Genomic DNA, 2,595 nt, shown 5'->3' with positions numbered 1-2,595 from the left:
TCCGTCGCGTCCGCGCCGCGAGTGCCGCGCAGGTGCCCGCAGGCTCGGTGACGACCCTCGCCGACGGCGCCGAGGTCCACCAGCGCTGGCAGCCGATGCGCCGCGTCGGTCTCTACGTCCCCGGCGGCAAGGCCGTCTACCCGTCGAGCGTCGTGATGAACGTCGTCCCGGCACAGGTCGCCGGCGTGGGATCGATCGCGCTCGTGTCCCCGCCGCAGCGCGACCACGGCGGACACGTGCACCCGACGATCCTCGCGGCGGCCGGGCTCCTCGGTGTCGACGAGGTCTACGCGATGGGCGGTGCCGGGGCGATCGGCGCACTGGCGTACGGCGTGCCGGAGATCGACCTCGAGCCGGTCGACCTCGTGACCGGTCCGGGCAACAACTACGTCGCCGCGTCGAAGCGGATCGTCCGCGGCACCGTCGGCATCGACTCCGAGGCCGGCGCGACCGAGATCCTCGTGATCGCCGACGACACGGCCGACGCCGGCTACGTCGCGGCCGACCTCGTCAGCCAGGCGGAGCACGACGAGCAGGCGGGCGCCGTCCTGGTGACCACCTCGTCGACGTTCGCCGACGCGGTGGAGGCCGCGATCCCGGAACGCACGGCGCGCGTCGGGACCGCTGCGCGCCTCCAGGTCGCCCTGGACGGACCGCAGTCGGCGGTCGTCCTCGTGGACTCGCTCGCCGACGCCGCGACCGTGAGCAACGCGTACGGCCCGGAGCACCTCGAGATCCAGACCGCCGACGACGACGCGGTGCTCGCCGACATCGACGCCGCCGGAGCGGTGTTCGTCGGGCCGAGCACGCCGGTCAGCCTCGGCGACTACCTGGCCGGGTCGAACCACGTCCTGCCGACCGGCGGGCAGGCCCGCTTCGGCTCGGGTCTCTCCGCGTCGACGTTCCTCCGGCCGCAGCAGGTCATCCGGTACTCGCCGGAGGCGCTGGCCGAGGTCGCGCCGCACATCGTGGCGCTCGCGACGGAGGAGCAGCTGCCGGCGCACGGGGCAGCCGTGACGGAGCGCACGAGCCGGTAGCCTGGGTCCGACATGTTCTGCCCCTTCTGCCGCCACCCGGACTCCCGCGTCGTCGACTCCCGCACGAGCGACGACGGCACCTCCATCCGTCGCCGTCGCCAGTGCCCGAACTGCGGGCGTCGCTTCTCGACCACCGAGACCGCATCGCTCAACGTCGTGAAGCGCAACGGGGTGACCGAGCCGTTCAGCCGCGACAAGATCGTCTCCGGCGTCCGGAAGGCGTGCCAGGGGCGTCCCGTGACCGACGGTGACCTCGCGGTCCTGGCGCAGCGGGTCGAGGAGACCGTGCGGTCGTCCGGGTCGAGCCAGATCGACGCGAACGACATCGGGCTCGCGATCCTCGTGCCGCTCCGCGAGCTCGACGAGGTCGCGTACCTCCGGTTCGCGAGCGTCTACCAGGCCTTCGACTCCCTCGAGGACTTCGAGGACGCCATCGGGCAGCTCCGCCTCGACCACCACGCAGCCTCCCGCGCCGAGGGCGCGGACGCGTGAGCGTCGGCGTCGAGCGGGCGATCCGCGGCGGCTACGAGGTCGTCTTCCGGTCGGTGTTCGCGAACATGGACCCGGAGCGGGCCCACCACCTCGCGTTCGCCGTGATCCGGGTGATCCCGCACGTGCCGTTCATCGGCCGGCTCGTCGAGCGGTCCTCCCGCCCGTCGGCGTCGGACGGCATCACGACGATGGGCATCCACTTCCCGTCGCGGTTCGGCCTCGCCGCCGGGTTCGACAAGGACGCGAAGGGCATCCGGGGGCTCGGTGTGCTCGGGTTCGGGCACGTCGAGGTCGGCACGATCACGGCGAAGCCGCAGCCGGGCAACGAGAAGCCCCGGCTCTTCCGGCTCATCCCGGACCGCGCACTCATCAACCGCATGGGGTTCAACAACCACGGCGCACCCGCGGCGTCGCGACGGCTCGAACGGGCCCGCCGCAACCCCGGCCGTCCGGTCATCGGCGTCAACATCGGCAAGAGTCGCGTCGTCGACGTCGCGGACGCCATCGACGACTACCTCGAGTCCGCCCGGCTCTTGTCGCCGTTCGCCGACTACCTCGCGGTCAACGTCAGCTCGCCGAACACCCCGGGGCTGCGTGGCCTGCAGGAGCTCGACCAGCTGCGTCCGCTCCTGACCGCCGTGCGGGACGCCGCCGGCCGGACGCCGGTGCTCGTGAAGATCGCGCCGGACCTCACCGACGAGCAGATCGACGCGATCGCCGGGCTCGCTGTGGAGCTCGGGCTCGCCGGAGTCATCGCGAACAACACCACGATCGATCGCTCGGGGCTGACGACACCGGCTGCCGACGTCGAGGCCATGGGTGCCGGGGGACTCTCCGGCGCACCCCTCGCCGTGCGCTCGCTCGAGGTCCTTCGTCGCGTCCGTGCTGCCGTGCCCGAGGACTTCTGCGTGATCGCGGTCGGCGGGGTGACGAGCGAGCAGGACGTGCAGGACCGCATCGACGCGGGGGCGACGCTCGTGCAGGGCTACACGGCGTTCCTCTACGAGGGGCCGACGTGGGCTGCGCGGATCAACCACCTGCGGCGTCGTCGGCTGCGGCGCGCCGC

Annotated in this window: 3 protein-coding genes; all 3 read left to right on the top strand. The window is 72.7% G+C overall.

All coding sequences use genetic code 11. The annotated features are described in order from the left end of the window. A partial coding sequence (hisD, locus tag ACSW7Y_RS16930; RefSeq protein WP_438127390.1) for a histidinol dehydrogenase occupies window positions 1-1,037 on the top strand: 1,037 nt, incomplete at its 5' end. Window positions 1,038-1,049: 12 nt separating this feature from the next. Further along, window positions 1,050-1,529 carry a transcriptional regulator NrdR gene (gene nrdR / locus ACSW7Y_RS16925; RefSeq protein ID WP_290132081.1) on the top strand — a complete coding sequence of 160 codons (480 nt, stop codon included), beginning with the start codon at window positions 1,050-1,052 and terminating at the stop codon, window positions 1,527-1,529. Between the two features lie 65 nt (window positions 1,530-1,594). Next, the coding region (locus ACSW7Y_RS16920; protein ID WP_438127391.1) for a quinone-dependent dihydroorotate dehydrogenase at window positions 1,595-2,595 on the top strand (1,001 nt) is incomplete at its 3' end.

The sequence above is a fragment of the Curtobacterium flaccumfaciens genome (genome assembly GCF_051548005.1).
Taxonomy (GTDB): Bacteria; Actinomycetota; Actinomycetes; order Actinomycetales; family Microbacteriaceae; genus Curtobacterium.
The sequence above is the reverse complement of the archived record's forward strand: the minus strand, read 5'-3'. Positions and strand labels throughout refer to the sequence as shown.